The sequence below is a fragment of the Caballeronia sp. LZ065 genome, assembly GCF_031450975.1.
In the GTDB taxonomy this organism is placed as follows: Bacteria; Pseudomonadota; Gammaproteobacteria; order Burkholderiales; family Burkholderiaceae; genus Caballeronia.
In genome coordinates, this window is sequence record NZ_JARUXV010000004.1 from 1,195,752 (window position 1) to 1,219,905 (window position 24,154).

Annotated in this window: 33 protein-coding genes; 3 read left to right on the top strand and 30 right to left on the bottom strand. The window is 61.9% G+C overall.

Going from position 1 to position 24,154, the window contains the following annotated elements; all coding sequences use genetic code 11:
* The first annotated feature begins 18 nt into the window (after window positions 1-18).
* Together QCE63_RS32015 and QCE63_RS32020 are read left to right on the top strand one after the other, a co-directional pair.
* Window positions 19-219 carry a hypothetical protein gene (locus QCE63_RS32015; RefSeq protein WP_309838681.1) on the top strand — a complete coding sequence of 67 codons (201 nt, stop codon included), beginning with the start codon at window positions 19-21 and terminating at the stop codon, window positions 217-219.
* The gene (locus QCE63_RS32020; protein WP_309838683.1) at window positions 216-482 is read left to right on the top strand and encodes a hypothetical protein; all 267 of its coding nucleotides are present in this window, start codon (window positions 216-218) and stop codon (window positions 480-482) included. The genes QCE63_RS32015 and QCE63_RS32020 overlap by 4 nt, the downstream gene beginning before the upstream one ends.
* Before the next feature lie 65 nt (window positions 483-547).
* Here the strand turns inward: QCE63_RS32020 and QCE63_RS32025 are convergent, their stop codons facing one another.
* Window positions 548-2,512: a hypothetical protein gene (locus QCE63_RS32025; RefSeq protein WP_309838685.1), complete on the bottom strand. Its 1,965-nt coding sequence runs from the start codon at window positions 2,510-2,512 to the stop codon at window positions 548-550.
* Between the two features lie 253 nt (window positions 2,513-2,765).
* Here QCE63_RS32025 and QCE63_RS32030 point away from each other — a divergent pair, with 253 nt between their 5' ends.
* Window positions 2,766-3,722 carry a glycosyltransferase gene (locus tag QCE63_RS32030; RefSeq protein WP_309839370.1) on the top strand — a complete coding sequence of 319 codons (957 nt, stop codon included), beginning with the start codon at window positions 2,766-2,768 and terminating at the stop codon, window positions 3,720-3,722.
* Between the two features lie 567 nt (window positions 3,723-4,289).
* Here the strand turns inward: QCE63_RS32030 and QCE63_RS32035 are convergent.
* The 29 genes from QCE63_RS32035 to QCE63_RS32175 form a co-directional block, all read right to left on the bottom strand.
* Window positions 4,290-4,574 carry a hypothetical protein gene (locus tag QCE63_RS32035; protein WP_309838688.1) on the bottom strand — a complete coding sequence of 95 codons (285 nt, stop codon included), beginning with the start codon at window positions 4,572-4,574 and terminating at the stop codon, window positions 4,290-4,292.
* Between the two features lie 17 nt (window positions 4,575-4,591).
* Window positions 4,592-6,067, bottom strand: a complete 1,476-nt coding sequence (locus QCE63_RS32040) for a hypothetical protein (protein WP_309838689.1) — start codon at window positions 6,065-6,067, stop codon at window positions 4,592-4,594.
* Between the two features lie 14 nt (window positions 6,068-6,081).
* Window positions 6,082-6,498 (bottom strand): hypothetical protein, encoded by a 417-nt coding sequence (locus QCE63_RS32045; RefSeq protein ID WP_309838690.1) that lies wholly within the window; start codon window positions 6,496-6,498, stop codon window positions 6,082-6,084.
* Window positions 6,499-6,501: 3 nt separating this feature from the next.
* A complete protein-coding gene (locus QCE63_RS32050) occupies window positions 6,502-7,077 on the bottom strand; it encodes a lysis system i-spanin subunit Rz (protein ID WP_309838693.1) in 576 nt (191 codons plus the stop codon).
* A gap of 2 nt (window positions 7,078-7,079) precedes the next feature.
* A complete protein-coding gene (locus QCE63_RS32055; protein ID WP_309838695.1) occupies window positions 7,080-7,601 on the bottom strand; it encodes a glycoside hydrolase family protein in 522 nt (173 codons plus the stop codon).
* Complete coding sequence (locus tag QCE63_RS32060) at window positions 7,573-7,866, bottom strand: hypothetical protein (protein ID WP_309838697.1); 294 nt, start codon at window positions 7,864-7,866, stop codon at window positions 7,573-7,575. Before QCE63_RS32060 ends, QCE63_RS32055 begins: the two co-directional genes overlap by 29 nt.
* Complete coding sequence (locus QCE63_RS32065) at window positions 7,863-8,021, bottom strand: DUF3309 family protein (RefSeq protein ID WP_309838698.1); 159 nt, start codon at window positions 8,019-8,021, stop codon at window positions 7,863-7,865. The genes QCE63_RS32060 and QCE63_RS32065 overlap by 4 nt, the downstream gene beginning before the upstream one ends.
* Window positions 8,022-8,075: 54 nt before the next feature.
* A complete protein-coding gene (locus QCE63_RS32070; protein WP_309838701.1) occupies window positions 8,076-8,633 on the bottom strand; it encodes a hypothetical protein in 558 nt (185 codons plus the stop codon).
* Window positions 8,617-9,036 (bottom strand): hypothetical protein, encoded by a 420-nt coding sequence (locus QCE63_RS32075; RefSeq protein ID WP_309838703.1) that lies wholly within the window; start codon window positions 9,034-9,036, stop codon window positions 8,617-8,619. Before QCE63_RS32075 ends, QCE63_RS32070 begins: the two co-directional genes overlap by 17 nt.
* Before the next feature lie 75 nt (window positions 9,037-9,111).
* Window positions 9,112-9,534 carry a tail fiber assembly protein gene (locus QCE63_RS32080; RefSeq protein WP_309838705.1) on the bottom strand — a complete coding sequence of 141 codons (423 nt, stop codon included), beginning with the start codon at window positions 9,532-9,534 and terminating at the stop codon, window positions 9,112-9,114.
* Between the two features lie 4 nt (window positions 9,535-9,538).
* Window positions 9,539-10,066, bottom strand: a complete 528-nt coding sequence (locus QCE63_RS32085; RefSeq protein WP_309838706.1) for a hypothetical protein — start codon at window positions 10,064-10,066, stop codon at window positions 9,539-9,541.
* An 8-nt stretch (window positions 10,067-10,074) separates the two neighbouring features.
* Complete coding sequence (locus tag QCE63_RS32090; protein WP_309838707.1) at window positions 10,075-10,671, bottom strand: putative phage tail protein; 597 nt, start codon at window positions 10,669-10,671, stop codon at window positions 10,075-10,077.
* 6 nt (window positions 10,672-10,677) lie between these two features.
* Window positions 10,678-11,841: a baseplate J/gp47 family protein gene (locus QCE63_RS32095; protein WP_309838710.1), complete on the bottom strand. Its 1,164-nt coding sequence runs from the start codon at window positions 11,839-11,841 to the stop codon at window positions 10,678-10,680.
* Window position 11,842: 1 nt separating this feature from the next.
* A complete protein-coding gene (locus QCE63_RS32100; RefSeq protein WP_309838712.1) occupies window positions 11,843-12,289 on the bottom strand; it encodes a phage GP46 family protein in 447 nt (148 codons plus the stop codon).
* Between the two features lie 3 nt (window positions 12,290-12,292).
* A complete protein-coding gene (locus QCE63_RS32105) occupies window positions 12,293-12,832 on the bottom strand; it encodes a phage baseplate assembly protein V (protein WP_309838714.1) in 540 nt (179 codons plus the stop codon).
* A gap of 22 nt (window positions 12,833-12,854) precedes the next feature.
* Window positions 12,855-13,934, bottom strand: coding sequence for a phage baseplate assembly protein (locus QCE63_RS32110; RefSeq protein WP_309838716.1), 1,080 nt, complete (start codon window positions 13,932-13,934; stop codon window positions 12,855-12,857).
* Window positions 13,934-15,544 carry a phage tail tip lysozyme gene (locus QCE63_RS32115; RefSeq protein WP_309838718.1) on the bottom strand — a complete coding sequence of 537 codons (1,611 nt, stop codon included), beginning with the start codon at window positions 15,542-15,544 and terminating at the stop codon, window positions 13,934-13,936. Before QCE63_RS32115 ends, QCE63_RS32110 begins: the two co-directional genes overlap by 1 nt.
* 3 nt (window positions 15,545-15,547) lie before the next feature.
* Window positions 15,548-16,975: a DNA circularization N-terminal domain-containing protein gene (locus QCE63_RS32120; protein ID WP_309838721.1), complete on the bottom strand. Its 1,428-nt coding sequence runs from the start codon at window positions 16,973-16,975 to the stop codon at window positions 15,548-15,550.
* A gap of 163 nt (window positions 16,976-17,138) precedes the next feature.
* Window positions 17,139-17,699, bottom strand: coding sequence for a phage tail assembly protein (locus QCE63_RS32125; RefSeq protein ID WP_309838722.1), 561 nt, complete (start codon window positions 17,697-17,699; stop codon window positions 17,139-17,141).
* A gap of 3 nt (window positions 17,700-17,702) precedes the next feature.
* The gene (locus QCE63_RS32130) at window positions 17,703-18,077 is read right to left on the bottom strand and encodes a phage tail tube protein (protein ID WP_309838724.1); all 375 of its coding nucleotides are present in this window, start codon (window positions 18,075-18,077) and stop codon (window positions 17,703-17,705) included.
* 59 nt (window positions 18,078-18,136) lie between these two features.
* A complete protein-coding gene (locus tag QCE63_RS32135; protein ID WP_309838726.1) occupies window positions 18,137-19,630 on the bottom strand; it encodes a phage tail sheath subtilisin-like domain-containing protein in 1,494 nt (497 codons plus the stop codon).
* Window positions 19,627-19,815 (bottom strand): DUF2635 domain-containing protein, encoded by a 189-nt coding sequence (locus QCE63_RS32140; RefSeq protein ID WP_309838727.1) that lies wholly within the window; start codon window positions 19,813-19,815, stop codon window positions 19,627-19,629. The genes QCE63_RS32135 and QCE63_RS32140 overlap by 4 nt, the downstream gene beginning before the upstream one ends.
* A 9-nt stretch (window positions 19,816-19,824) precedes the next feature.
* Complete coding sequence (locus QCE63_RS32145) at window positions 19,825-20,430, bottom strand: hypothetical protein (RefSeq protein ID WP_309838729.1); 606 nt, start codon at window positions 20,428-20,430, stop codon at window positions 19,825-19,827.
* A complete protein-coding gene (locus tag QCE63_RS32150; RefSeq protein WP_309838730.1) occupies window positions 20,423-20,770 on the bottom strand; it encodes a hypothetical protein in 348 nt (115 codons plus the stop codon). Before QCE63_RS32150 ends, QCE63_RS32145 begins: the two co-directional genes overlap by 8 nt.
* A 3-nt stretch (window positions 20,771-20,773) precedes the next feature.
* Window positions 20,774-21,046: a hypothetical protein gene (locus QCE63_RS32155; protein WP_309838732.1), complete on the bottom strand. Its 273-nt coding sequence runs from the start codon at window positions 21,044-21,046 to the stop codon at window positions 20,774-20,776.
* Between the two features lie 8 nt (window positions 21,047-21,054).
* Window positions 21,055-22,101 carry a major capsid protein gene (locus tag QCE63_RS32160; RefSeq protein ID WP_309838733.1) on the bottom strand — a complete coding sequence of 349 codons (1,047 nt, stop codon included), beginning with the start codon at window positions 22,099-22,101 and terminating at the stop codon, window positions 21,055-21,057.
* 76 nt (window positions 22,102-22,177) lie between these two features.
* The gene (locus tag QCE63_RS32165; RefSeq protein ID WP_309838734.1) at window positions 22,178-22,591 is read right to left on the bottom strand and encodes a head decoration protein; all 414 of its coding nucleotides are present in this window, start codon (window positions 22,589-22,591) and stop codon (window positions 22,178-22,180) included.
* 27 nt (window positions 22,592-22,618) lie between these two features.
* Window positions 22,619-23,248 carry a hypothetical protein gene (locus QCE63_RS32170; protein WP_309838735.1) on the bottom strand — a complete coding sequence of 210 codons (630 nt, stop codon included), beginning with the start codon at window positions 23,246-23,248 and terminating at the stop codon, window positions 22,619-22,621.
* Window positions 23,249-23,273: 25 nt separating this feature from the next.
* Window positions 23,274-24,125 (bottom strand): S49 family peptidase, encoded by an 852-nt coding sequence (locus tag QCE63_RS32175; RefSeq protein ID WP_309838736.1) that lies wholly within the window; start codon window positions 24,123-24,125, stop codon window positions 23,274-23,276.
* Window positions 24,126-24,154: the final 29 nt, after the last annotated feature.

Below are 24,154 nucleotides of genomic sequence, written 5' to 3' on the forward strand. Positions count from 1 at the left end.
TTTCGGAAGGTGGCGAGAATGGCGGCGACGTCGATGTGGTGCCCGCTCTGCGCGCGGCGGCTTGAGCGCGACGAGTTCCAGCCGGCGGTCGGTGACGTGCCGAACCGTTGGATGTGCGGCGACTGTGACTGCGTGGTCAACGAGTATGACGACGAGTACGAGCCGCCCGACTGGATCGAGCCAGCGCCGGCAGATGCCCAGACGCAGGGTCAGTCATGAGGAAGGGAAGCGTTTCGCTCGGCGAGGTATTAGCCCGAGCGAGCCACATCAACATCGCCTGCTCTCGTTGCGATCGCAAGGGGCAATACCGGGTCAGCAGATTGGTCGCCGAATATGGCGAGGACTTCGCGATGACAGATCTCGGCGCCGAGCTGGCCGTCTGTCCAAGGCGCACAGCCACCGCGCAGCACGAGCGATGCGACGTCTACTTTCCGGGATTGCGCCTGCTCATGGATTCGACAAGCGAGCCAAGTGTCGGCTGAGCGCCGTACTTGGCTACCTGAAGAGATTCTTGCCGAGCGCGCTTGGGCATCTGTGTCCGCGAAGATCAGTCGCACGGTTCGTACTCAATGCGGGCCGTTGCTAATACCGCGCTGTCGGCACTGCGAAGCTCGAACTTCAGTCCGCCTTGGAGCCATTTAGCAATCTCCGCGGTCCCGATAGACTGAGATAAAGCAAGGCGATTCCATGCCTCGCTTGGCGGATTATTCACAAACAGTTCTGTCTGATCCGTACCGACGACCTTCCAATCCACTCGTGCGGTCCCGTCCAACAGCTTTGCCGGCGCACATTGCTTCACCGGTCGAACATTCAGTTGCGCCTCATTTACCGTGACCACCTTTGCCACGAGCTTGAACTTGCTAGGGGCGTCTCCCGGCACGCCGTTCAGATCGGCTTCGCAAAGCGCAATGTCTGCCGAGACGTTAGTCGATATGGATCGGCACCGCTTGAAGTCTATCCGAACTCCCATCTTCGATAGCCATTCGAAAGATGGCGGTGTCTTGAAATAGTAGGCAACAAACAACGGCCCAGCGGCGTTCCGAATCTGCTTTGCGATGGCCTTGGACACACCATAGCCTCGGAAGTTATATAGGTACCATGGCGTCCCGACGAAGCTGACCGATGGTTGTCTCTCATGTAAAAACGGAGCCATGAAGGCTATCGGTTCGTCTGCGAGAACAACAAGGGAATTCCGCGGTAGTGTAGGAGCATCGATCGAAAACACCCGATCTGCGTACGCAACTCGCTGAGTATTGGGCGGGACCGTGAAGAGCGTCGAGGCTATGACGAGCAAGGCCGCGGCGATGACGGCGGCACTCTTCGCTCGAGAACCAAAATTGTCGCAAGCCCGGCCGATGAAGACCGGCACCAAAACGCAGATCAGGCTTTCAACGGGGATCGCATAACGAAGGATGGAAAACAGGGCGAGCCAAGTGAAATATGAGAACGTTGCAATGAAAGCAACGAGAAACATTGACCTCTCTACAGCAGACGTTTGCCCTATTCGCTGGTCATGTACCTTGGTCACGCGAGCGACTACGCCGAGAACAATCACCAAATATAAAAAAGCAATGCGAGGGTCTCTAGTCGGCAACTCGCTCACCGTATTACTCGCCGACAGAGCCCACTTCAGTGGATAGAAAGCCCAATCGGCAACAGTCTTAGGGAGATAGCGCGTGTCCCGACTGCCAATCTCAGCCCACAGCGGAGAGTGAAAGACGTTATTAAACATCGGGAAGAGCGGATTGCCCGTCTCCCGGTACAGATGGGCTCCCCAAGGCAAGTAAGACAAGCCGAATGCAAGTCCAACGCCAAGACCAAATGCGCCGAACGCGCGTAGCCGCTTTTCGAACACCGGTGTCGAGAGAAGGATTGCTAGTCCTAATGCTGGAACATACGTTACTGCCGTCAGCTTTAGGCCAACGGCGGCCCCCACCAGCGCCCCAATGATCATAGATCTGCGCGTGGAGATCGGGCTTGGCTCTGATTTGGTCACGCCACGGAGAAAAATTAACACGGCGAGCAGAACGAATACTGCGAGTGAAACCTCATTCGTCGTGGTGCCTGCTTGAGACCATAACGCCGAACCGCCTGCAGCGAAGCTGACGCAAATCAGTGCGAGCGTTTGTTTCTGCCATTGGCTGAATCCAACTAGTTGCGAAACAAGCGCGTCGCTTATCAAATACAAAATGTACAGAACTAAACCGTACTGCATTCCCATTACGGCAGAAACGACCTTCGGCCATTGCCCTAGGTTCGCAACAAGGAAATAGTATGGGAGATCCAGAGCGGGATCAAAATAACTCTGAAACTCTGCAGCGAAACGATCGATCCCATAACGAGAATGCGCAAACGCCCACGCATTGTAGTAATGGTAATTGAGCAAGTCCCAATTTGCATCCTGACCTCTGAGAACTGATGCTATTGCCCCTATCGCGATAAACATTACGAAACAAGCAATATTTAAGCACGCCGCCGAGAGGCAATATTTACTGCCGCGTTTCCTGTCCATTTTATTTCGATCTTTCGTTCTTATCCACGCGACACAAACAGCAGAAATCAACGATTGGATGTAGTTTTCGAGCGCCGCAAAGGAGAAACGGAGCTTAGGTCAACCACTCGTACTTGCCGCAACGAGGGTGCAGGCGGAATTATACGATACATGATCGCCTGGTCAGGAGATACGGTAAGATTCGCGTCTTTGTGAACCAGTAGACGTGGACCGTTGTACTGGCGAGCTATCCCCACCCGAAAGCGCCTATATGATGAAACTCCAAGACACAGCTCGCATAGCTGTACTAGTCCCGTGCTACAACGAAGCGACAACGATTACGTCCGTGGTCAAGGATTTCAAGGCGGCACTTCCAAACGCTAACGTCTACGTGTTCGATAACAACTCCACAGACGACACCGTTGCACGAGCTCGTGACGCGGGGGCGACGGTCCGGCGAGTTGGGTATCAAGGCAAGGGAAACGTGATTAGGCGGATGTTTGCTGACGTGGACGCCGACGCCTATGTGCTAGTCGACGGTGACGATACATACGACGCGACTGCAGCTCCGGCGCTCGTGGAGGCCTTGTTCACTGAAGGACTTGACATGATCGTGGGCGCACGGAAGTCAGACGAGCGCGAAGCCTATCGTCTCGGTCACCGGTTAGGCAACAAGGTATTGACACGGTGTGTCGCGACCGTTTTTGGACGCACATTCTCCGATATGCTTTCCGGGTACCGCGTATTTTCACGACGATATGTGAAGTCTTATCCTGCGCATGCCGCTGGCTTTGAGACCGAGACAGAGCTGACTGTTCACGCCCTTGAACTCCGCATGCCGGTCGCTGAGATTGAAACCCGGTATAAATCACGTCCGGCTGGTTCCACTAGCAAGCTCAACACTTATCGCGACGGATGGCGGATATTGCTTACCATCATCAAGCTGTTCAAGACTGAAAGACCGCTTCTGTTTTTTTCGTGCGGCCTTGCGGCTTGTGCAGTGGCTTCGACTTTGCTCGCGTTGCCACTCCTGCGCGACTACTTCATAACAGGCCTGGTACCACGGCTACCTACTGCCGTACTCTGCGCAGCATTGATGCTTCTCGGATTCGTACTCCTCACGTGTGGGATCGTTCTTGACACCGTGACACACGGTCGTCGCGAAGTGAAGCGCCAAGCTTACCTCGATCAGCCTGCCCCCTCCGTTGACTTAAATCGATTCTCCACGTGAAAAGCCAATCTCTTCGATGCGTGGGCTTCCAAGCTTCGAAACTAGTCTGAAAGAGCCGAAACGTCGGTTCCTTTGTGCATCTGATCATAAGTAATAGAGATCCCGCCCTGTGGAATAAGGAAGGTAATAATGGCTCCAAAATTGTCGACGCCCAACGTTTCAGTTTCAAAGAAGCTTATCCGGGGCATTGCCCTTACGATGCTCACATGCGCATTTCTTTACGGTGCGATCATTCTCGCTGGGTCAGGTTTTGCCGGCTTGCAGCTTTCCGACGCGCTGCGCTGATTGTGCAGGGCGACGCGCAACAGTGTCGCCGGAGCCGTAGGTTTTCCACGAAATTGGCGAGTCGGCAGTGGAAGATGCGTTAAACCGGCCCCACCCGGTTCTCATCCGCTCGGCGGGCGGCACTACCGTTCTTCCTCAAGACGCTCCAGCGTTCACAGAATCGAAACGCTGCGTTTCATACTAGTGCTTGAACAGCGACTCGTGGCGGCCATACTGACAGAGGACGCTTGCATGGCGTCTGGTTGCATTCAACCCTCATTGCCCGGCCGCGAGCCGGGCTTTTTATCGGTCCTGTACCGAAATTTGAATCCGGCGCGTCTCTATGCGACCTGCCGACGTCTTGATGGCGCATGCGACGATGTACGAGTTGCCCACCGTGCCACCCGATAGCCATGCGACAACGATACCGTTTCCGATGCTCGACGAGTCAACGTTCATTCCAGCGGCCGGCGCCACTTCCTGCTCGACAATTGATTCGTCCGTGCCAAGCCACGCCGTCCAGTCCCAGCTGAAGTCCAGCACTGCGGCCGGGTCTTTCGAGAAGCCCGGAATATAGGAATATGCCATCTGCAGCTCCGGTGAATTTATGCGACCTGTTCATGCTCGATCACGAGCACTCGTGCGTCGGCCGGCACGACGAACATGCGCCCCTCGTTTTCGATGAATAAGCGCCGCGCCTCAGGCTCTATGGCGTACGCAACCGACATCACCGGGATAACTGACACGGCTCCAGAGGCCGCGCCACGGTTCGCGCCCTGACGCGCCGCTGCCGCGCCCGCGACAGAGATCGCGCCGGAGGCGGCTGTGCCATTGCGAGTCGACGCGGCCGCGTACCCCCCAGCGACCGTGTTGCCGGTCGACCAAGCAACGTCGGCAGCCTGCGCTGACGCCGCCGAACCCGAGCCGCTCACCGCGCCGATAGCGAACGCAGCGTTGGCCTGCTGCTGGCTCGCCGCTGCCCCCTGGGAGACGCCTGGCAAGATGTCCGTCGTGCCTGTCGCGCGCGCCGCGTCAGGCTGTTGCACGCCTGCCGCCGCGCCGCTGATCAAGACCGTACCCGAGCCCGATCCTGCGTCTGGCTTCTGCGATCCAGCGCCCGATCCTGAGATCGAAACAGCGCCTTCGGCAGCCGCGAAGTCTGCGCGTTGCGACGACGACGCGATGCCGCCGACCGACACGGCCCCGACTGCTGCGCCAGTGTTGGACGCCTGCTGGCCAGCGGCTGACGCAGTGATCGAGGTCGTGCTGCTCGCGTTCCCCGCGTTGGCGCGCTGCGCGCTCGATGCGACGCCACCCACGATGGCCGAGCCGGACGCACCGGTCGTGTCCGCACGCTGACTAGCCGAAGCCGCACCGGTTGCTGTCGATCCGCCAACGGCGGCCGCCGCGTTTGTCGACTGCACAGCGGCAGCTGCCCCCGAGACGCCGACAGCACCAGATGCTGCCGCACTGTCCTTGGCCTCAACCGCCGCGCCGTTGCCGGTGCGCGTCGTCGCCACGGCTGACACTGTCGCGGCGTAATACCCGACATTGGCATTACTATCACCGTCCGCCGTTTGGATCGTTACGTCAACGGTGAGCGTTTGCCCGGCTGACCCCGCAGCGTAGGTGACTGTGGAGACGTTCTCATTCTGGCCGTATTGACCAGGGGAGGTGAAGTTGTTGGTGACGGTTGGGGCGGAACCATCAGACAACGTGGCGACTAATCGTGCGGTGCCGGAGTACGCATTCCAGTACACCACTGCGGTGCGCGTGTTGGTGTCCGCGGGAAACGTTGTTCGATACCCGCCCACCGCGAACGTGGACGTTTGGGTAAGGTAGATGTCGAAGTGACCGGAACCTGAGGCGCTGGGCGAGCCGCCGGACCAAATCACATTGCGCGGATCGCCGTTATAGTTGCCGTGGCCATTACTCCCGATGAAGCTGAAGCCGATCGCGCTCCCACCCGCCGCGCGCCGATTAGGCGTGAGGTTGGTCGGGAAGTTGATCCAGTCACCGAATGTATCGTTGAGAACTATATCAGCGGTGCTGATCGTGTTGACGACTCCGAGCGAGGCCATGGATCACGATCGCCTTAGTTCTGATTCGCCAGCGTGTACGAATTGATCTTGACGGCTTGGTTCTGAGCGATCGACGGGTTATCCAGGTTGAGGTCGCAACCCGTTTGACCCACCGTGCCGTCCACCACCGCGGTCGTACCATCCGCCTTGAAGATGCGATACCACGTGGGGGTCTTACCGGTGCCCGCCGCGGCGGTCCCGGTGCCGCTGGCGATCGTCCCGGCGGTCAACACGCCGTTGGCCGACGCGGGCGCGAACGGAGACGCTCCGACGCACTCGACGAGCATGTTCTGCGTGGTCACGGCCACGTCCGGCGAGGCGGGTTGCGTCCCATCGTACAGCCGGGCTTTGCCGCCATTGCCGATGAGAGTGGCGATGGCGTCTTGTTGGGCATTCTTCGCGGCCGTGCTGTATTTGAGGTTCGATGCCATGGTTCATTCCTTCGCGAGGTCAATAGAACAGGTACCCGCAATCACTCCTTGCCGCTGGAGGACGCAGACGTAGTGCTGGAGGTAATCGGCTTTGGCGCGGGCGTCGCTGTCGGCGTCGTCGACGATGCCGAAAAGAGCTGATCCAAACGCTGGTGATAGTTCGGCTGTGCCACCGGCACCATCGCCCACGCCGCTGGCGCCTGCGCCTGAATCTGCGGCACTGCTACCGCCTGCGGGAGTGTAGGCGGTGACTGCGACGCGCAGCCGGCGAGCGCCGTCAGCAATAGCAGCGCGGTTCTTCGCGTTGTCGGCTTCATGGGATGCTTTTTCCTGGCTGAGTTGAGAGTCCAACGCCGCCAGCTGCCCGGCCGCGTCGTTCTGTTTCGCGATCGCCGCGCGCGCCGCGCTCGCGGCCGCGTCGGACACGGCCTGAAGCTTCTGCGCGTTCGTCTCGTTGTCGCGCGCGTGCGCCGCCTGTTCGGCTGACAGCTTCGTCGAGTCGACGGTGTGCAGCGCAGCGCCGCCGATGGCGATTCCGAGCGCGCCCGCGATGATTCCCGTGATGAGGTATGGAGACATGGTCAGTTTCCTCGGCAGGCTCGCGCCTCGAGCTGGCGCCGCGTCACGATGCCACCGCACCTGTTCGCCGCAATTGCGCAGTCCTTGCCGGCCACGAAGCGCCACTTGATGAATTCGGTGCATGCGCCGGGGAAGTCGCGCGCGATGTAACGCCGGCGGAGCGTCGATCCCTTGTAGTTCGGCACGCCGATGTTGTAGGCGAGATCCACGACGGCGACCTTCTGCCCATCGGTCAGCGTGTCAAAGCCGGGCGTGACCGCCTTCACCTGGTCGGCATAGCCCGCGAGGCTGTCGCTGAGCATCGACTTGCACTCGGGCAGCGTGTACGACCGCATGTCGACGTTCGTCTCGCCGAAGCAGACCGTCTGGATGTTGTTCGCCAGCCGGTCGTTGTACGGCTTGAGCGACACGCCCTCCTGTGACGCGGTGAGCGCGACGAGCGCGGCCGCCGCCGCCGCGCCGACCGTCGCCGCGAGGGTCTTCTTGCCTGGGCGCTTACTTGGCTGCTGCGCTTGCGTCGCCATTCGCTTCCCCAGTGGTCGTTTCCGCTTTCGGCGTCGTGGTCGTGTAGCGGGCCGCGATGATGGCCATGCAGCCGATCGCAATCGCTATGGCAAGCCGCCAGCTATTCGGCAGCAGCGACTTCACCTCTTCAGGGATGCCCGCCCAGAATGCCGTCACGAACGGTGAAGCGATTGAGATCGCGCCGAGCGCGGCGGCGATCTGCGTCGATGAGTAGGTGTGGACCTTCGACGCGTCATCGACCAGGCGCAGATTCAGGATGCTCATATGCGCCCCATCAGCAGAAGAACGATGACGACGATCAGGACGATGCCGAGCACGCTGGACGGGCCGTAACCCCACGACCGGCTGTAGGGCCACGAAGGCACGGCACCGAACAGCAGCAGGATCAGGATGATGAGCAGGATGGTTCCGATGGACATGACTTTTCCTTCGCGCCGCACGGCGCTAAATGACATCGCAGAAAAGGGATTGGACTATCGGCGGTTGCCGATCCAGGGCTGCGCAGGAAGTGCGGGATGCACAGCGGTTTCGAGCTTCTTGTCGACGGCCTTCGCCGTTATCGCTGCCTCGTCTGCCTTCGACGCGGCGACGTTCACCTTCTGCTCGACGACTTCAGTCTTCGCGGCTGCGACGGTCGCGGCGGCGGCGGCCTCGCGCGTCTGTTTGATCAACGTCGCCTGACGCGCGTCAGTCAGCTTCGCGCGGTCACCGAGAAAACGCAGCGTGTATTGCGCGACGTCGTGCGTGTCGGTGATCAGCGATCGCAGGTCCGACAGCGCCTGGGCGTTCTGCTGGTTTTGCTGCTGAAGCTGCTGAACCTTGCCCTCGTACTCCGCAACGCATGCGTTGCGCGTCTCGGTGCGGACCTCAGGGAAGCGCTTGATGTACCCTGCCCGTTCCTTCGCCCATTCAGATCGATCAACCGCCATACCCCACTGTCCGATGAAGAAGCCGAAGGCGGCAACGCCGGCTAGGCCGCCAATGATGCAAATTCCAAGAACCCACCACCGCCAATCACGAATTCGGAACATCTGAAGCCCTCCGGTTACCGATCGCCGACTCTAGGCGCTCGATTCGATTCTTCAAATCGGACACTTCCGCTTCGGCTCGCTGAGCTCTGCGATTCGCTTCATCAGCACGTTGCTCGGCGTCGCGCATGAGCTGCTCCGCACGGTCCGCGCGTTGCACAGCGAGAAGCTCACGAGCCTCTGCGCGGCCCGCCCGTTCCTCGGCCAACGTGGCGAGCCGCTCGAACCTCGCAATCGCCTCGACCTGTCCCGCAGAGTCGGCTTTCGTGATCTGCGCGTCGCCTTCGCTCGCCGCTTGCTTGCGGCGGTCGATCTGCCGCCACATGCGGCCGCCGACCCAGAAAGTGCCGACGCTTCCGAGAGCCGTCACGATCGACTTGACGCCTTCATTCCAGAAATCCGACATCGGTACTGCCCTCGTAATCTCGCCGGTCGTCCGGGCATAAAAAGCCGCCCGAAGGCGGTTGTTCCACGTCTTGGATTAAGTGGTTGGCGCGGCCGGCCAGACCGGCGTGGCTTGCGTGAGATCGACCCGATTGACGGCGACGCGGTACTGCTTCCACTGCTTCAGAAGGGCCGTTTCTTCGTCGGTCGCTTCGTCGAGATCGACGGCATCCTGCAGGGGGGCGATAGCGAGCGCAGCGGCGGCGAGCAGCGCGTCGCGTGCGTTCGTGTTGAACGCCTTGATTTCATCTGGCGTAGGCGGCGGCGGATCGACTGCGATCGGCAGACCATCGCCGCCGCGCACCAACCTCTTTCCATTGGCCTGCGCGTCGAGCAAGGCTGTCCACTGTTCGTCGCTGATGTCCACGGTTTGAATGCCCTCAGGTGCCGGGCTGTCCTCGGTGTCGTAGAAGGCGATCAGCGCGTCAGCTTCGTCAAATGCCGCTTGTTTTTGGCTCATGGCTTCAGTATCCGATTGCAAGAAGTGAGGTGTTTCCAGATACCGCCGCGCCAGAGCTATTCCACCGATAAAAACCAGCGCTCGAAAGACTCCAAACTGAAGTCGTTGCGTACGTCGCGCCGGTATCGGCGTTATTAACGAATACGCGTGCCACAGCAGTCGGAAAGGCAATGGGGAACGTCCAAGTGCCGCTTGCACCGTTGGCCGTGCCCCACTGAATGAATAGCGTTCCGGCAGGGGTCGGTATCTTCAAATATCCATTTGTGCTGAGGACAGCCGCGAAGAGAGACTTCAGCGGAAAGAGCGCTTGAAGTGCTTGATAGACCTGGTTGTACGTCGTTTTGCTCGGTGTGAGGCCGCCGGCGACTACGACAGCCCGCAACTCCTCCTGAATCATGTTCAGCCACGCCCCGCGAACATTCGTCGCGGGCGTTCCTGACGTGGGGTTACCTTCCGTGAAATAACCTTCGGTCCCTGCGGCTTCGGGCGTCGGCAGACTCGTTGCTGCGGTTGCGTCATCAATGCGGAACATGTGGCCTCTTATGCATAAGCGAAAATTGGAATCGTGTGCGCCGGCATGATTGCGCGGAATTCGCACTCGAGTACTTTATTGCCCCACGCGGCGAGCGGGTCGCCAGCGGCCATCGCGCCAGCGACTGCGCGCACCACGGTGTTCAGCGGCGCTGTGATCTTCCACGCGAAGTTCCAGTCGTAGCCGCAGCAAGGCTGACCAGCCTTGAGCATGCCCGCCCGCGCCTGCGTGTATTGAGTGATCGTGACCGTGTAGCCAAGGCTGGCGGCGAACCCAATCAGGTACGGAATCGACGCCCCTCCAACGTTCGTGAGCCGCGCTACGACCTGCGCGCGTCGCTGCTGTATCGTTGGCGCAGCACCGGCGCACGGATCTGGAAGGCCGAGCGTCGCTTCCCACTCGGGCAGCAGTTCATACGTCGTCGCGGGGTACGCGTCGACCAGCAGATAGTTCGCGCGTGCCGTCTGACGCTCATAGCTCGGCGCGAGCCCAGCGATCACCTTCGCCTGAACTGTGTCCAGATCGCGAGGCCACACGCGCCCGCGCGGCAGAAGCGCCTGCATCGCCGCCAAGAAATCAGCAGCCTTGAAGTTCGGTGCAAGCATGTGGCCTCACACGTAGATCACGCTTGCGAGGACCGGCAGCTGGCCGGTACCGCTCGTGATGTTGCCCGGATATGTCGTGGTCGTCGTTCCGACAACACCTTGGACGAGCGTAATGACGAAGCCGCTCGTGCCCGACACCGATGCGATTGCTGATTCGATGTCCGACCGGTTGATCGTGCCTGCGAGCGGACTTCCGTTGCGGAATAGAACGTTGGCAATTTCCGATGAAATCGCCGCGCGCGTGGCCGCGGACGCCCCGAGAAGTCCAGAAAGCGTGAAGGTGAGGCTGTTCGGCACCGGCGCACATGAGTACACCAGCGCAGTGACAGGCTGTTCGTTGACGATGCTGTCTGCAACCACCAACTGATCGCCAGTGGCAACCGTGCCGCGCGGCGTTCCGCCCGGCCCCTTGTCGAACTGGGAACACCCATTTGTGCCCTGCGGAAAGCCGTTATTCGAGGCCTCCGCCACATCCCACATCGTGTACAGGACGACAGTCCCGCCGCCGAATCCATTCGGCGCCACCCATGCACGCGTGACACCGGGAACGGCCAAAGACCAGCCGATGTAGTCGTTGGCATCGCCGCCTTGCGGCGTGTTCTGGTATGCCGCGAGCATTCGGGTGCGCAGATCGTCGTTATCTTCGACGTCTGCCCCTGAAGCGACCGTGGCGGTGATAGTGCCCGTCGACTGCAGTCCATCTACCGCTGACCCGAGTGAGACCGTCGTGCCAGGGTCAGAATTGCCTGCCGCACCCTTGACGGTCGCGACGATCGTGACGGACACGAACCCGGTACCGTCCACGGTTGCTGTCGCGGCGGTCGTGTACCTGGCGCCGTCGCTGCGCACCACCTGCGTGCCGGCGCTAAGCGGCTTCCCTGTCACGCCTGGGAAGGTGGCTGTCAGCTGGGCCGCGGTGGCTTGCTTCAGATATACCTTCTTCAGCGCTGCCCATCCCTGAAGGTATTCGTCCTCTGCCGTGAATGGGACTGACTGCTTTGCAATCCAGTCGAGATACCCCATCTGCAGATTCGACATCCCTGCCTGGATCTTGCCGATCACCTTCAAAACGGTGAATCGGAGCAACGCGTCGGCGCCTTGCAGCGACGAGTTGATGTCGGCCGCCACCTCCGCAAGCAGAGTGGAGAGCGTCTTTCGTTGGAATGGCATGTCAGGAGAGCTGTTGCCACGCCCACGCGTATTGAAGCGATACGCTGGGCCCGGCGGGTTGATAGAGCATGATCTGCGCGCCGAGAAACGTGTCGCGCGTCCATTCCGTCTGAACGTCCATGCTGGCCACTACGCCGTCATCAACGAGCCACTGAAGTGCCTCGGTGATGTAGTCGCGAGCGTTGTTCAGCACCTCCTGCGTCTGCTTCGAGCGATCGAGCAACCAGAGCCGCGAGCCGATCGGCGCATCTTCGCCGAGGTCGCCCCACCATCCGCGCGGGTCGCCGGTGCCGTCGGGGATGACGTCGTCGCTATTGGCGACGCGGTCAGTGAAGAGGCTGAGCAGCACAGCCGTTTGCAGATCATTACCGGTCAGCAAGCCCGGCCCGAGCTGCTGCCAATCGCCGCGGCTATTCGCGACGTCCCAGACGATGCTGATGTCAGACATGCGTTACTCCAAAGTCGTCGGTGGATCGGTGTTGGAGCCGCCACGCTGCACGCCGCTGTGCACGTGCGCGTTGTCGTGGGCGCGCATGTCCGCCATCGAGTGAGCGTTCGTGCCGTAGTTGTCGATGATGTCGCCGGTGCACTTCAGCAGCGGCGTGTCCGCGAGAATGTCCGGCGTGTTTGTGATGGTCACCGGCTTGCCGCCGCCGTCGAGAACCATGCCAGCCTGCGAGAGATAGACCTTCTGGCCGGTGTTGTCGTGCAGCACGACTTCACCGCTCTTCAGCGCCGTGACGCGGAATGTCGCGTTCGATGTTGCGATGACGATTCCGTTCGTCCTCTCGCCGTTGCCGAAGACGACAAGCGCCTCCGAGCCGATTGGCGGATTCGATGACAGGCCGTACTCGACATACCGCGGGATGTCACCGACCGTTTCCAGCGCGTTGATCCTCGCCTGCAAGTACTGCACGGTCCTCGTATCGTCAACGAACGAAATCACCGCGCGACTCACGAACAAGCAGATCCGCCGCGACAGCGCGTTCAATGCATCGATCATGCATGGGCCTCTATGCCGGCGCGATGTCCGGGTCAATGCGTTGAAGAACGAGCGGTTCCGGCAGATACGCCTGCCGCGGCGCGAGCAGCAGCTCAGTGTGCGTGCCGTTCTCGTCGAGGATGAAGCTGATCTCGGTGATCAGGAGAAGCGTCTTCTCTGGAATCTTCAGCAGCGGCATCGTCACCGGCACCTGATAGTTCAGATACCATGGCGACCCTTCTGCGTCCGTCCAACTGTCAACCAGCGCGCGAACCTGACGCGACATCCCATAGGCACGAGCGATCTGCCAGTCGACACGCCGCTGCAGGTACGTTCGGTCAGAGGCGGGCTGTTCCGACACGATGTACTTCGGGCGCCACCGCTTCACGCCCGGATCGCTCGCCGTGTATTCCGGGAGCAGATTGACGCCAATGTCGGTCGCGTTGTTGTAGTTGGTCAGCACGCCAGATACGCTCGAGAAGCGTCCAAGCGAGCTTTTGACTGACACCGCTGATTCGACATTGGCCCCCAGTTCGAGACCGGTTGAACCCAGCTCGTCGCCGGCGAGCGCCAAGCACAGCGATCCGTCTTCAAGTTCGAACGCGAGCACGCCGCTATAGCGGCAGCATCGTTCGATGACCTCCCAAGGCGTTTCGGTGATCGAGATCAGTTGGAAGGGAATCGTCGGCAGGTCGTCGATGGTCGCCTGCAGGCTGGACGACAGCACCACGTCGATGTCGAATTTATCCACCAGCGAACGACAGACCGCGTCGATCCTGCTGTTCGCGAGGATGCGATCGACCGGCGCGCTGCAGTCGATCAGATCCTCGCACCGGCCACGTCCAGTCGCACGGATCAGGTGTTCATGCGGCGTGATGATGTATTCGACCGTGTCGACATATCCGGTCAACAGCAGATTGTCTTCGTCGATCGCGATCTGGATGGGCACGCCGCCGATCAGCGAGGTTTCATTGACCTCATCAGGAAAGCGCTCGGTCATTTCCAGCACGAATGCGCCCGTGCAGTTCTCGATTGACCGCGTGACGCGCGCGGCCTTCCACCCGCTGATCGACAGGCCCGCATCCGGAAGCGTCACGACAAGCGAGTTCATCAGTACGTCGCCCCGAGTGCGAATTGGCTGGTTGATCCTGTCGAGCCGCGCTCCACAGTCGATTTCACGTTCGGCGTGCCGGAGACCTCCGCGCGCGATCCCTTCGGAAGATTTCCGAGTTCCACCTTCACACGAAGCTCGCCGTCGGCGCGCGCCGGCGACTGATCCTGCTGTGCGGCAGCTTGCTGCGACGTTCCGCCTGAATACAGCCCGGCGATTCGTTCCGCGGTCGCAGAGCGCGCCGCAGCGGCCCCGTCTGCATCGGCAGGACGCTCATACAGCCGCGAAACTACGTCGGCTGCCTGGCGCGCCGTGTTTGCCGTCTCCAGTTCCGCACCTGCTCGCTGCTCGCCGCCCTGCCGCAACTCGTAGTCGACGAAGCCAAGCTGTTGTTCCAGAGTCGAATTGCCGATCCAGTTGCCCGCCCAATTTTGGAACGCTGCTTGCCGGTCAGCATGCCACTGCGCAATCCCGTAAGCTTTGCCGCTGTCGCCGGAGGCAGAAGGATCGATGCCGCTCTCGTGCTGGAGATTCGAGACGATACCGATTGCTTGCGCGCGCGACCAACCTCGTGATTCGAAGAATTCGACGGCGCGCGGCACGTTTGCATTCGGTTCCGCGCCGACCTGCGCATTCGTGCGAGCACCGTTCCCACGCAGGAAATTGCCGAACTTCTCCAGACCGTCGATCGCACGGTCGCCTACGTTCGCCGCCGGCGGCGCATCTGGCGCAGACGCGGGCACATACCCTTGCCCATTCCAGCGAGTCGGGACGTATTCCTTCCCGTTCAGCCGCGCCGTGACGCGCTCCACTCCTTCAAGGAAGGTCGTCAACGCAGGCGCGAGGCCTCCGAGGATGGACTGTTTCGTTTTGTCGAACTGCGCGTCGAGCCGCGACATCGCTTCGGCGTAGTCGTTGGCGTGCCGGATGTCGTCTTCCGTTGGCGCGAGGGCCAAGCCGCGTGAGTACCGATCGCGAACGCCGCCGGCGCCCTTGTTGAGCAGATCCTCAAGTCCGCCAGCGTCGAGCGCCTCGAATAGCCGATGCCGCGCGAGAGGCCCGTTTCGACCGTTCACGCTCTCGCCGGCGGCCGCGATTTGCTCGAGGAGGCGCTCGGAGCTGAACTGCCCGCGCTCGTCCTGACCGTTGATTCCATACGCCTGGTAGATCATCCGCTTCTGCGGATCGCGGCCCTGAGTCGACTCGTAATAGCCCCGCGTCACGCCTTCGACGGATGACGTCGCCTGCTCGGCGTTCAGTCCCACCGATTTCGCCGCGTTCTGAATTCCGAACAGTTGCTTCGCGTCGATGCCGAGAGACAGCGACTTGTTGCTGACGCTGCGCACAGTGTTCGCCCACGCGGATTCAATCGACAGAATCTTCGACGTGACGAGCGCGGCCGCTCCCAAGACCCCGGCAAACAACGCGGTACTGAGCGCGCTCGCGCGCGTCGCGCCAGTGACGAAGCTCTGCACGGCGGACATGCGCTGCGACGAACGAGACGTGCGCATCATCGCCTGATCGATGGCCCGCAGGTTCCGGTTCGCCGATGCGAATCCGGCGCCGGTCCTGTCGAGCGCAGAAATGACGATCGTCAGGTTATTTGCCATGGTTCAGGTCGCGAGTGCTTTGAAGCTGGTCGGGAAAAAAGCTGGATGAATTGGGTCGGCCTGCGCTGTCAATTCGTCCGCGCGCGCCGCGTCTCGATAGATGCGATTCGCGAGCGTCAGAGACGGCAGCGATGCTTGGAACAGGAAACTACGAATCGCTGGCAATCCCGCCCCGCGCTGATTCAGATCCGAGACGACAGCCCTTCGGAGCGAGCTGAGCGCTTCATAGGTTTCGTCATCGTTCTGATCGCCAGCAATCGACATTTCCGTATCGATCAGGGCCAGTACCTGGCCGCGAACCCGAGCGGCGTCATCGCTCGACGTGGGCTCGTAGCTCGAGGCCGCCACCGCAACCGCTGCGATCGTGCTGCGACGGAACAGGTCCGCCGAAGCTGACTGCATCGTCGCCATGGCCGTCCCGATCGTCGATGACGTAGTGACGCCGCTCGGCGAATAGCCGGCCAACGATGTCAGCAAGCGCATCGAGTCGGCTGGATCAGGGGTTGCCGCGAGCATCGCGCTCGTGACGCCCTGAACCGCCGTGGTGAAGTCGTCGACTGACGATGCATCCAGGCCGTGCGCCGCCGCATCTAGACTCTCGGCAGCTGCATCGAGATTCGCGCGCGCAGCCGCGGCGGCGAGCGTGAGACTCGCCACAGTGGCGCCGCTCGTGTCGACGGACGAGCTCGGGTACTTGCTGAACGTCGGCACGGTCGCGCTACCGGCAAAACGGCCAAAGTCTCCCGGCAGGTTCGTGAGCAACCGAAACAGGTTGCGGGCGTCACCCACCAGATTCTTTGCGGACGTGTACCAGCCGACAGCCGTGTCCACGGCCTCGCCGAGCACCGCGGCGCCGTAAGCAAGGGTGGTGAGCGCCGTGCGAGCGAAGTTCAGCGCGGCAGCCACGTTCAGGCCACTCGCGGCGCTCTCCACCAGGCTACCGCTTGCGACCGATGATGCGGGGAAGACACGTGGGCCGCCCTCGATGAAGTCGAACTCGACTTCAAAGTAGCGGCCCTTCTCCCACCGCTCAATCCAGCGGCTGTCCATCAGGCTCACGTCTCGACGGCCATAGGTCGGATGGACGAGAGCGCCTGCACCCTCCTTCTCGCATGCCGCGATCATCAGATCACGCTGAGCAATCACATCGTCGCCGACGAGAAACCCGAATACACGGAATCGTCGCGTGCCGCGGCCGAGGTCTTCAACCCACGGATCGGCGCGAAGCGGATATTCGTGAACCTCGTTCCTACGCCCGAATGATCCCTCCCCACCCAGCGAGACGAATGGCACGCCGCGAAACGACGCCGGCCGCAGCTGATCGAAGTACGATCCCGCGGATCCGCCGAGTCGCGCGGCGAGCGAGCTTGCCAGATTGGAGATGCCCGAGGTCGTGCCGAGCACTGCGCCTGCGCCGCCTCCAATGTTCATGCCTTCGCTCCAATCTGTTGTTTCATGCGTTTGGCCTGGTCGAGCCAGCGCAATGTCTCGGAAACCGTCATGCCGTCGACGTCATTCGGCCCCCAGCACATGAAATGCGTCAGGTCGGCGAGAACCTCGTCCCATCCGTCCGGCATGGCCGTGACGGCGGCAATCAGTCGTCCGAGTCCGCTGTCCGCCGAAGCTGAAAACCGTTGAAGTACGCGCATGCGGCCATGAAGTCGCGCGCTGTCAGCGCGCGCACCGCGTTCTTCGGCACCTTGGACACGATGCTGATGAGCGCGATGCTCGATGCGAACGTGCCGCCGGCTTTCGACGCCTTGCGCTTCTGCTGATTCGTCGGCTCGCTCAGGTCTAGCGCCGACACGTTGAGCGGGCTGTCGTCTGCCGTCAGCTTCACCGGCGACTGCAGGGCCAGCGCATATTCGTCCTCGCTCGGATTGAGGCTGCTGATCGCGTCCTTGCCGAAAGAGCCGATGAAGTCTGCCGCCTCATCAATCTGACTGGTGTACATCTGGTCGATCACATCGACCGGCACACCGCTCAGCAGGGCGATCAGAGCAACCTGCAGCCCGTACACCCCCGCTGCGCTCTCTGCCTTTTCGTACTCACCGGCCGTCGGCTCTCGAAGGGTGATCGATTCGACGGTCGTTGCCGCTTCGCCCTTTCCGTAGGTGAGCGGCTTGCGCAGTTGAATGGTTTTCGTGTCCGACATCGATCAATTCTCCGTGACCGCGCCTTGCAGCCCTTCCCATTTGACGGTGAACTTCGCCTCCGTCGTATCGACTTCCTGCGCATCCACCGTCCACATGTTGCGGCCGATGATCGTCTTGCCGTTCGCCAGCTCGAGCACCACCGTGTTACTGCGCATCGCATTGAACGCCGCGAGGCTGACGCCGCCCGAGTCGCGAATCGATGCAGAGATCGACGGCGCCTTCGGCTTCTCGCTGAATCCGTGAACGGTGTCCTGGCCCGCGAGCGACTCGCGCGTCACGGTGCCGACGTCGTACTTCAGCTCACCTTCGAGCTGGTAGTTCACGCCGTCGATCGTGATGTACGCGGTGCCGGCGATGAAATTCGTGTTGTTCGCCATCGTTGGCTCTCCACAAATGAAAAAGCCGCCCGGTCAGGGCGGCGCACAGCGTTGGCGAATTACGTCTGGCTGGTCGACAGGCGGAACTGCGCAAGCAGCGCGAAGATCCGCAACTGATTGATCAGCGTGCCAGGCCACAGCACGTCCACCCGGTTCGGGTTCTGGGCATTCTGCTCGACGATGATCGCCTGCGCGAACGCGTCGCTGCCTTGGACATAGCCCTCGTACTCCATCGCCTGATACTCGGCGATCTGGTCGGCCTTGATGATGTTCGGCGTCACGATGCCGGAACCCGGCCCGAAGCGGGTGCCGTTCGCGGCGAGCTTCACACGTGCGTACTTCGACGTCACCAGCGTGCGTAGGCGGCGCAGCACATACGCCAGCAGGAACATCGTCTCGATCTCGAGATAGCTGTTGTCGGGCTGGCCGAAGGCGTTGAGCTGATAGGTCGTGATGAGGTTCTCGATCGCGACCGTGCCGTCTTGGGCAACCGTGAACGTCGAGACGCCGTCGTACAGCAACGTGTTGCGCTGGCTCAGGTTGAACCGGGACTGCAGCGGCGGCGCGAGCACGCCGGTCAGAGCGACCGTCTGCATGGGGACGCCCGGGTCGGCGCGCACGCTGACTGCGGTCACCGCTGCGATCGCGGCCGCCCATTGCCAGGCTGGCGTCGGCGAATCGTTGAAGCCCATGACCGACTCGTGCTGATTGTTGCGAGCCGTGCCGAACGTCGTCAGGTTTGCCCACGTGCCGCGATATGCGGCGAACACGTGCCCGTACACCTGCTGCTGCCAGCTCCAGCGGCCGGTCGAGTCGTTCAGGAACGCCTTAAGCGCATCGAGAGACGTCACATCCGTGAATGCGCACGCGATGAAGTCGAAGGGCATGTCCTGCAGATTACCCAGCGCCGTCGTCAGCGTCGGATTCGTCGCGCCGCCAGCCATCGCGGTGATCGTCGCGGCGAGGCCGGTCGGCAGCGCTTCACCAGCAGGAGTGCCCTGATAGTTGAAGCGGATGTCGATGTCGTTGCCGACGAGCCCCTTGTTGTCCGCGGTCAGCGTGACGGTGCTCGTTGCCGCGCTCGCCGTGACCGGCATGGCCGGGATCAGGTTGATCGCCGCAGCAACAGCGGTTGCGATCTGCGCCGTGGTCTGGCCGGCGGTCACCAACACCGTGACCAGTTGGCCGGCGATGTACAGCGAGATGGTGCCGTTCGCCGTCGGCGCCGCCGTGAAGGCGATCGACCCGCTCGCCGCCGTCGCGCCGGCCGCATCCTGGACTGGCAGATACCAGACCTCGCCGAACTGATCGTTCTGGCGATACGCTGCGGTCATGAGCGCCAGCACCGAGTTCGCACCCGCCTGCACGTTGGCGTCGCCAGTGCCCGACGAGATGAGCGGCACGTTCGGCGTCGCTGCGCCCGCCGATGTCATCGGCCCGATGATCAGCGCGCGCTGGTTCGCCACTGCCGAATTTGCGTGCGAATTGTCGATCTCGGCATAGAACAGCGGCGTGCGGATGTTCTGCGGGATCTGCTTGAACGGAATGGTCATTCTGCGTCACTCCCCGACTGCTTCGGTGCGGGCAGTGCCGCGTTGTCCGCGAGAACGACGTCGCCGTCATTGAGCACGCGGGTCCAGAAGATGTCGCCGTCGGGCACTTCGATGCCTTCGGACGGCAGCAATTGCTTCGTGACCGGATGCCGCACACTGAGGCCCGGTGCAGGTTTGACGATCATTCGTCGCTCCTATTGAGGAAATTGGACGTTCACCGCGCCTTCCGCGCGACCATCTGGGCCCTGCGTTCGCGGGGCCGGCGTGACGGCGTCTGGGAAGGGCGGGTTCGGATAGGTGCCGTTCGGATCAGCGACGTTCACGAGGTCCGCCGTCAAATCCATCTCAAGCAACTGCGTGTTGATGTCGGGCACGAACGTCTCCATCATCTCGATCCCGAGAAGAATGGAGAGCCCGGCGATGTGCGATGCTCCGTCTGCACTCACTTCGGTCTCGGTGTCACAGAACGGGAAGTTCTGCGCACGGCTCCTCAGCGGAATGCTCTTGAATATCGCCGCCTCGATCTCGGCGCCGAGCGTCTCGACCGCCAACATCGCAGCAGGGCCGGAGTTTGCCTGCAGTTCCGCCTTGATTTCGAACGCGGCGACCGTCGTGAACGACGTCTGCCCGTTTCTCCCGTTCGATTCCTTGCGCTCCTTCGCCTGCCGCAGCTTGATCGCTGGCAGCTTCGGCGCCGGCACGTTCCAGTCACCAGGCGAATACACCGTAACGTCTGGAATCGTCTGCAAGATCGAAAGAAGCACGGCGCGAAGCTCCGCGCGGCCAGTCGGGTCAGGCATCGGTTTGTCCCGGAACGTTGAGCATCAGCCGGCCGCCGCCGTGGCCATCGAGATGAACCTCGCGCACCTGCCACTGCTCGCCCGTCTTGTTGATCATCAGCGTGTCTTTTTGCTGCGGCACTATCCCGGCCACCGCGAACTGCGAGACCTGAATGCCGATGGTCGGCTGGTTGGTGACGACCGTCGAGCCTGTGACTGCGTCGACGCCAAAGAACGCTTTGTCGTAGATGCCGCTGATCTGAAACGACCCGCCGACGGCTGGCATGTACGTGATCGCGGTGCCGAACTTCTCCACCAGCGGGCCGAGAATCTTGCCGTCGACGATGTCGTCCCAGTCCATCGCTCAGTCCGCCTCGTTGATCGACACCTGCCCGCCGCTGATGCGAGCACCCTCGAGAGTCACTTCCTCGACCTTGGCGGGCAGCAGATAACCTAGCGCGCGCAATCGTACGACCTCGGACTCAGGAAGACGGACCTTCTGGCCCGCCGTCTTGATCACATCCGCCACCTCCAGCGCGATGTTCTTTTCCTTGTCGGCTTCTCGCACGATCACACAATCGTGGATCGTGCGATTGCGCGCGACGACGGCTTCAACCATTTTTTCGTTGGTAGCCATCAGTCACCTCAAGCGACGGTTGCGGCGAGCGCAGCGTTCACGCGGCTCGGGATGATGATCGGTGCCGACTGCATCATCATGAAGCGCTGCGCCGGGTCTTCCTTCACCCAGGTCTTGGGCGCAAACGGCAGCGAGGCGTAGTTGAACTGCGGGTCGATGATCATGCCGAAGGCGCGCGTACCATCGAGGTCCGGGCCGGTCATGATCAACGTGCCGTCCGGAATCATCGGCTGCTCGACGTTGTTGTCGTCGACGAACCAGTCGTTGTAGAGCCAGAGGTTGTACTGCCCCCAGATCCCCTTCGACACCGCGCCTTTCTGAATCTGCGGACCGACGTTCACGACGTTGCCGTTCTGGCCGAGCGCCGGGTAGTAGATCGCGCCCTTGAGCAACGGATCGAGCTTGAAGCCGTTCCATGCCTTCGGCGTGAAAATGATGTCCGTGACGCCAGCGCCCGAGGACTTCAAGACCTGCGTTTGCCACGCCTCGATGTTGGCCGTCGGATTTGCCGTGCCAGCCGTGATGTTCGCCGCCGTCCACTGCGCACCGCCAGTGAGAGCGATCGTCAGCGAGCCGTCGCGGCCGAAGTCGATCACGGTCGTCGGGAAACCTTCACCCGAGACGGTGAGCGTGCCGGTGACGAGCACTTGCGCGGCCATCCATTCCAGACGCCGCGTGAGCATGTCGATCTGATCTTCGATCTCGAACGCGATGTTCTGTGCTTCGCGCTCTTCCGGCGCCATGTCACCACCGATGCGCTCGCCGATCATGCGGCGAACGGGCTTGCGCAGATCCGGGGCGCGCTTGTCCTTGATGTACGGCGGCTTGAACGTGTTCGTCTGGTAGCGCCGGCTCTCGACGAGCTTGCCTTCCACCAGCGGCGAGCAGAACGGCGACATCCGGCGCTTGCCGACGTCCACGTCGATTGCCACGAATTCTGTGTCCGACATGATCATGTTCGGGAAGAACCGATCCAGCATCCAGCTCTGCGCCGTTTTGAGGTTGCGAACGACTTTGATCAGGGCGATCGTGTCGTAATTCAGGTTTCCGGGCATTGCTCTCTCCGAGTGTGTGGCCCAAATGAAAAGCCCCGCTCAATGGCGGGGCCTTCGCATCAGTCAGTTGAGGGTTTTAGCTCGGGTCAGCAGCCGTGACCGAGGACTTGAGGTGGATGCCGAGCGGGCGCAGCGCATCCTGGGCGGCAGTTGCCGTGATGCCGGTACCGAGCGTGACCGCGTTGACGTTGAATTCGCCTTCGAGGTACACGCCGGCAACCACGTCACCACCGCTGCCGTCGGCGTAATCGGCGAGGATCGCCGTCGGCGTCTGGCTGCCATCGGACGAAGCCGAGAGCGCCGCCGTGTACTTGCCGCTGGCGGTGATCTTGCCGAGCACCGTGCCGCGCACGAACGGGCCGCCGGTGATCGTGACGTTGCGGGTGACCAGTTGCTTCGGGCCCGCGATCAATTGATCGGGTACGAAGGTCTGGGCGGATGCCGACGGAACCTGCGGGTTCTCCCCGACAGTGGTAGGAATCAATGCCATCTGAATTTCTCCGGGTGTGGGGAGGGGTTACTGTTCGACGTGGCGCCGCTTGGTCGCCGCGAGGATTCGATCGGCGGCATCCGGCTCAGCTGCTGCCGGCGCGGAATTGCCAGGATTGGCAGGACGGGAACGCGCCATGCGCTCGTCGAGCGACGGCGTGCGCGCGGCGGGAACGACGGGCGCAGAGGCTGCCTGCTCGGGCTGACCGTACGACAGCGCATTGATCGCTTCGCGCGCGCTCATGCTCGTGTCGAACGCAAACGCGCATGCTTGCTTCACCATGCCGCGCTTCACGCCCTCCGCGACGATGGCGGCACAGCGAACGCGCTCGCGCTGTCGCGCGCCGTTCGCACGGCCGGCCCGCTTACCTTCTTCCTTGTCGTCCTTGTCGTCGGCCTCTGCGTCGGCGTCATCGTCGTCCTGCTCGGCGCGCCGCGCGTCCTTGTCCCTCTCTTCCTGCTCGGCCTTCTTGGCCTTGTCCTTCTCGTCCTGTTCTTCCATGCGCTTGGCATAGTCGTCGTCGGACTCGCCTTCGCGCTGCTTGCGATCCTCGTCTTCCTCCGCGCGGGCAGCCGCGCTCGGCGACGATGCGGACGCGCTGGGCAGCCCGAGGAAATGGGCGAACGGCATCGCGCTCGCGATCTTCGAGAGCTTCATTTGATAGCTTCCCTTGAGTAGAAATTTAAGACCGGATCGACTGGATCAGGGCTCGAAACGCGGCATCGGGCGCCGCCACTTCATCCGCCAGGCCAAGAGCGACACCCTTGTCACCCATGAACGTGGCGGCTTGCGTATCGCGCACCGTGGCGGCCGCGATATTCCGGTTGCGAGCGACTGTTTCGACGAACAGTTCGCCCATCGTGTTGATGTCCGCCTGGAACCTCGCCAAGGCGTCCGGCGCCAGCGGGACCTCCGCATGACCGTCGGCTTTGTAATCGCCGTAGGTGATGAAGGTCACCTTCATGCCGGCCTTCGACAGCGCTTCCGACAGGTCGACGTGAGCGCAGATGACGCCGATGCTTCCGACGCCGCCGGTGCGCGGCACGATGATCCGATCCGCCGCGCTCGCCAGCGCGTACGCGGCGCTGTATGCCGACTCATTGAGGATCGACCACATCGGCTTCACGCCGCGGGCGCTGTGAATCATGTCCACCAAGTCGAAGCAGCCTGCCACCTCGCCGCCGGGCGAATCGATGTCGAACGCGACTGCTCGCACATCCGGATCGTCGAGCGCCATCAGCAGGTTCTGGCGGATGCCGTCGTAACCCGTCATGCCGCTATACGGCCGCAGCGATCCGAGTTTCTGCACCAGCGTGCCCTGGACTTCGATGAGGGCGACGCCGCCGACGTTGTCGTACCCCGCGCGCGGCGTGCGCCCGGGCTCGGCGAAGCCGTATTCGTCATCTTCCATCGCTACTGGAACGAGCCCGGCGCCATCCAGCCGCACCATGCTGCCGATGCCAAGCCGGTCCGCAAGCGCCGCAACGACGATCTCCGCCTTACGGGGATGGATGGCGACGGGCGTGTTGAACATGCGCGTCGCCAGCCGCGGGAGAAGGTTGT